The sequence below is a fragment of the Laceyella sediminis genome, assembly GCF_003003125.1.
GTDB classification, from domain to species: Bacteria; Bacillota; Bacilli; order Thermoactinomycetales; family Thermoactinomycetaceae; genus Laceyella; species Laceyella tengchongensis.
In genome coordinates this window covers 1-4,992 of sequence record NZ_PVTZ01000029.1, presented here as the reverse complement: position 1 = coordinate 4,992, position 4,992 = coordinate 1, and the positions used below count along the sequence as shown (strand labels likewise).

The following is a 4,992-nucleotide window of genomic DNA, read 5'->3' as shown; positions in this document are numbered from 1 at the left end:
CCGCCGAAGGTGGGGCAGATGATTGGGGTGAAGTCGTAACAAGGTATCCCTACCGGAAGGTGGGGATGGATCACCTCCTTTCTAAGGAGCTCTTTTAAGAGCAAACAAACGGAATCCCCGACGAGCAAAGCTCGCGGGACGTGAAGGACTAAGTGCGAAACGCACTAAGCCCTTCAACGCAGGTCACGTGACACTCACTCTTTAGTTTTCAGGGAATGCAAAAAAGGATGGCTCTTTGCTTAAGAGCCATCCTTTTTTGTGTGAGGAATAAACCCAAGTAAGAAGTTGCTTTGTTGCTTTTTTTATGCATAGGATCAAGATCAACAAATTGTGGTATAATGAAAACAAAGAAATCAAAGAAAACAAGAAAACAAAGAATATCTTCAAAGGGAGGGGCGTATAATGTCTACTGGAAGTGTAGTCCAGGAGGTTATGCCCATGGCGCCGTTGGAAGTAAAGCGGATCAAGGTATCCGATAAAAGGCAAATTACAATCCCGATTAAGTTTTTTAAACAGCTTAATATCCAAGAGGAAGTTGATGTGTTTGTAAAGAACGGGGAGCTGGTGATTCGTCCGGCTGGCCGTACTGATTATGGCTTTGCAACCGAGATTTTGAAAGACTTGGTGTCTCAAGGGTATGAAGGGCAAAGGTTGATTGAAGAGTTTGCTAATGTTCAATCCCAAATCCGTCCGGCTGTTGAAGAGATGATTGCCGAAGCTGATGCAGCGGCAAAGGCGGCATTGAAGAAAACTGATCGCCAAGATAAGACAGCGGAACTCTTTGCAGACTTGGAGGATTAGCGTGGGAAAATATATTGTTGAGTATCTGCCATCAGCTGAACGCTATCTGAAGAAGCTGAAGGAGAAACCATTGAAAAGGTTGTATCTTGAAGCGATTCAGGCCATATCCGCTAATCCTTACGCTGGGGAAGCGAAAACAGGTGATCTCGCTGGTTTTTATGGTTATGACATCAAATACAAAGGGATTAGTTATGAGCTTGCCTATCGGATCTACGAGGAAGAGGACGGTAATGTGGTGGTCGTGATTATGTGCGGGACCCGTGAGAATTTTTATAATGAGTTGAAGCGATTTATCAAAACGTCAAAATTGATCTAAAAAGGAAGCCATTCACGGCTTCTTTTTTCTTTTGAAAGTAAAAATTTGGGGGGTCGGCGGAAAACGCAGTAAGCCCAAAAATAACGACCTAATATAAGCTGACTTCAGCCTAGTTAATAATCAGGGTTAATATATTTTTAACCTGAAACTGGATATACCTCTCAGAGCTAAAATTTCGCAGTCTGATCGATGATAGCCAAAATCATTGATACTAGGTATCAGGTTCGTCATCAAGCAGGCGACTAAATGGATTTTTTACTAATCAGCTTGATCAGATTCGCTTCTTCATTGACGGGTGGGTTCTTGTCATATCTGACACATTAATAAATTTCCTTTATCAAAAAAATAAAAGGCCGTATTAGCGATCCAATGTGTTCCTAGGGAAACAAATATAAAAGTGTGTGTCAATATATGATTTGTGATCAAATACTCATTTGAGTCCCATGGAAGGGCTTTTAGCAATTATGTTGAACAGGAGGAGATGGAAATACTTACTGAAAGGATGAGAAAAGTGGTGATACCTCTAGACGAAATGAGTCGTTTGCTAAGTCCTCCGTTCCGCAACAACTTAACAAGGGTCATGAACAGCCTCACGAAAAAACGTATTATCAGGAATTGGCCAAAAGACAAACAACGCTTCCTACGACAGCTCTACAAGCATGATGTTGATAATGATGCTGAATTTATGATCCACTTAGCCGCTTACTTCAATGAAATCAAGCCCCTTCTCCTGCAATCCTATCAAGAAGAGTACCCAGGTGAACGTCCAACCCCATCCCAACTAATCAATTGGATGAGAGATTGCATGATTGTCTCAAGGCTTCTTGGAAGAAAAAAAGAACTAAAGATCTGGCTCGAGATCATCAAAATGTGCGAATGGTTACAAGAAGACAACTTGATGAAAATTTAAAAAAAGACTGAGGTTAATCGCTCAGCCCTAATATTACCAACCTAGTCATTTTTTTCGATGGCTATATAGGAGGAAGGAAGGGGATCTCTCCCCATCCAGGGCTTGTTTTGCAGTTTTTATTGAAAATGGATACAGGGGGCTAGGAGGGCGAATCTGTTTAAAATCAAGGGATTCTATTTATTGATATTGATCAGTAAGTGCTGCTTCACAAATGGTTTCTGATGAGACAGCATATGGACTTTATATCTATCAAGAAAAAACGCCATTTCCGAAATACAAGGTACCAGATGTAATCATTACAATTATTAAATCAACTGTGTTTTACCTATGGGCAAAAATCAGTTATCCCATGTTCGTACTTTTGGACTAAGAGAGATGGAAGTAGAAGTTCCCCATCGAAAAACGGGTCTGATCTGTTTTGAAATCAATGCATCTGATGATAAACGTTTTTCGTCCTGCGATCCAAGTTGTCCCAGCAATCCCAGTCACTGTCTTGTCTTAATCAAACAACAGAGGTGATAAGTTGAAATCATTAACGGAATATTTTAAAATGTAATTATGAGACAATTCCGAATCATACACTTTGCCATCGTAGCTAACTTAATCGAAATGACAAGAACCACTCGACCTCCAGTTGCCGAAACAAACGGAGATGCAGGGGTTCTTTTTTATTTTTTGCGATAAATTATTTCATCAGGATTCAAGAAGATAAGAAATAGAAAGATGCAGAAAAGGGACATTTGGGGTGAATTGTCCGCTCAGAGTGGAAATGCAGGCGAGGAAAAGGGGGGTTCGACATGATTAACACCTTTTCGGTCAAATCCCGAAGACAAGCGCAACAGGAATTGCGAGGACGGCAAGTAGATGTGCTGGTGATCGGAGGGGGGATCACTGGTGCCGGCATTGCCTTGGATTGTCAATCGCGGGGTCTTGAAACGGTATTGGTTGAGATGCAAGACTTCGCGGCGGGCACTTCTGGCCGTACCACGAAGCTGATTCATGGCGGCTTGCGCTATTTGAAGCAGGGTGAATTTAAGTTAGTCAAAGAAGTAGGACGGGAACGGGAAATCGTGTATGAAAACGGACCTCACATTACGATTCCGGAGAGGGTAATCCTGCCGGTCATGAAAGGGGGCAACTTTGGCAAATATGTGGCCACGCTAGGATTGACTCTGTATGACCAGCTTGCCCAAGTGAAGAAAAAAGAGCGGTTTCGCTGGTTGACCAAGAATGATTTGGTCGCACAAGAGCCACTTTTACGGGCGGAACGGCTGATGGGGGCGGGGGAGTATGTAGAGTATCGCACCGATGATGCCCGGTTGACCATTGAAGTGATTAAAAAAGCGGTACGGTTTGGAGCCAAAGCATTCAACTATATGAAAGTGGAAGAGTTTCTATATGAACAGAAGCGAATCGTGGGAGTCAAAGTGCGAGATCTGCTGATAAACAAGGTCTTCTATTGGTATGCTCGCAAGGTGATTAACGCCACAGGCCCTTGGATCGACAAGGTGCGGAAAAAAGAGGGCTTAAAACATCATAAGAAAGTGGTGCTGACTAAGGGAGTGCACCTGGTTGTTCCCCATGAGAAACTGCCGCTCAGGCACCCAGTCTATGTGCCGCATGTCGATGGTCGAATGATCTTTGTGGTTCCAAGGCAGACCAAAACCTATATCGGTACCACTGAAACCGTGTATCATGGGGATTTGGCCCAACCGCGAGTTACCCGCGATGATCGGGATTACCTAATCCATGCAGTGAATGAGGTGTTTTCGCCCGTTCGATTGCGCGGTGAAGACATTGAAACCTGCTGGGCAGGTGTTCGTTCGCTGATTGTGGAGAAAGGGAAGCCTGTATCGGACATCTCGCGTAGGGATGAATTGTTCATCTCTCCATCTGGCTTAATTTCTGTCACCGGGGGCAAATTGACCGGTTACCGTAAAATCGCGCAAAGGGTTACTGATCTTGTGGCTAAAGAAATTCAGCAAGAGACCAAACGGCGCTTCCGGTCATGTTTTACGCAATATATTTGCGTTTCGGGTGGGGAAGTAGGCGGAGCGGAGCGGTTTGCAACTTTTGTGAAGAGTAAGGTGGGGATTGGTAGGCGGTTGGGTTTGTCGGAATGGGATGCGGAAGCCTTGGTTCGTCGGTATGGTTCCAATGTGGACGCTGTGTTCGAATGGATTAAGAAGCAACCAAAACAAGACAAATGGGGGTTGCCTGCGCACTTGTATGCTTCGCTGATGTATGGGTTGGAACAGGAGATGGTTGTAAGCCCAGTTGATTTCTTTACGCGGCGCATCGGAGCCATGCATTTTGAAATCGATTTGGTCAAGAAATGGAAAAAGCAAGTGACCGCTTTGATGGGAGAATGGTTCGATTGGGATGATAAGAGGTTAAATGCAGCCATGGAACAGCTGGAAAAAGAAATAGAGATTGCCACGGAAGTGGTTTGATTGTTTCCATCAAACAACACAGGGTGTGGTTGCCCGTGGTGCGGGAACTGGATTGCTTCAAGGAGTGGAGAGGTTGCCAATGGACAATAGTTTAGTATGAACAGGGGAATATGCTAAAGTGGATTTAGCAAACCTTATATTTCGATGAGCCTTGCCATGCAAGCTTGATTAGAAGAAGAGGTGCGGAAAGGGAAACGTAGCATGAGCAAGGCTTTATTTGGCTGAAAAAAATTTTTATAAAAAAAGGGTTGCGTTCTATTTTGGGACATGCTATATTATTCCTTGTCGCCGCGATGCGGTGATCACAAAGAAACGCACCTTGAAAATTAGATATGGAATAAAGCAACGAGGTTAAGAAGGAGATCCTTCTTTGATCGTCGATGTTGCAATCACCGAGGAGATACCGAGCGGCATAGCGATATGCCGAATAAACCTAGTAGGTTAAGCTACTAAGGGCACACGGTGGATGCCTTGGCGCTAGGAGCCGATGAAGGACGGGACGAACTCCGATA

4 protein-coding genes and 2 rRNA genes are annotated in these 4,992 nt (G+C 44.1%); all 6 read left to right on the top strand.

Annotated features, from left to right (window positions below; translation table 11 throughout):
* Nucleotides 1-81: ribosomal RNA gene (locus tag CLV36_RS16670) — 16S ribosomal RNA — on the top strand; the annotation flags it as partial.
* 357 nt (nt 82-438) lie between these two features.
* Nucleotides 439-801 (top strand): AbrB/MazE/SpoVT family DNA-binding domain-containing protein, encoded by a 363-nt coding sequence (locus CLV36_RS16665; protein ID WP_022739173.1) that lies wholly within the window; start codon nt 439-441, stop codon nt 799-801.
* A 1-nt stretch (nt 802) separates the two neighbouring features.
* Nucleotides 803-1,117: a type II toxin-antitoxin system RelE/ParE family toxin gene (locus tag CLV36_RS16660; RefSeq protein ID WP_022739172.1), complete on the top strand. Its 315-nt coding sequence runs from the start codon at nt 803-805 to the stop codon at nt 1,115-1,117.
* 481 nt (nt 1,118-1,598) lie between these two features.
* Nucleotides 1,599-2,027 carry a hypothetical protein gene (locus tag CLV36_RS16655; RefSeq protein ID WP_054096042.1) on the top strand — a complete coding sequence of 143 codons (429 nt, stop codon included), beginning with the start codon at nt 1,599-1,601 and terminating at the stop codon, nt 2,025-2,027.
* A gap of 797 nt (nt 2,028-2,824) precedes the next feature.
* Nucleotides 2,825-4,480: a glycerol-3-phosphate dehydrogenase/oxidase gene (locus tag CLV36_RS16650; protein WP_106343392.1), complete on the top strand. Its 1,656-nt coding sequence runs from the start codon at nt 2,825-2,827 to the stop codon at nt 4,478-4,480.
* A 439-nt stretch (nt 4,481-4,919) separates the two neighbouring features.
* Nucleotides 4,920-4,992: ribosomal RNA gene (locus CLV36_RS16645) — 23S ribosomal RNA — on the top strand; the annotation flags it as partial.

Excerpts from the sequence above, each read along its gene's own strand:
- CLV36_RS16650 (WP_106343392.1), top strand. The coding sequence starts at position 2,825 with ATGATTAACACCTTTTCGGTCAAATCCCGAAGACAAGCGCAACAGGAA.
- CLV36_RS16665 (WP_022739173.1), top strand. The coding sequence starts at position 439 with ATGGCGCCGTTGGAAGTAAAGCGGATCAAGGTATCCGATAAAAGGCAA.
- CLV36_RS16655 (WP_054096042.1), top strand. The coding sequence starts at position 1,599 with ATGGAAATACTTACTGAAAGGATGAGAAAAGTGGTGATACCTCTAGAC.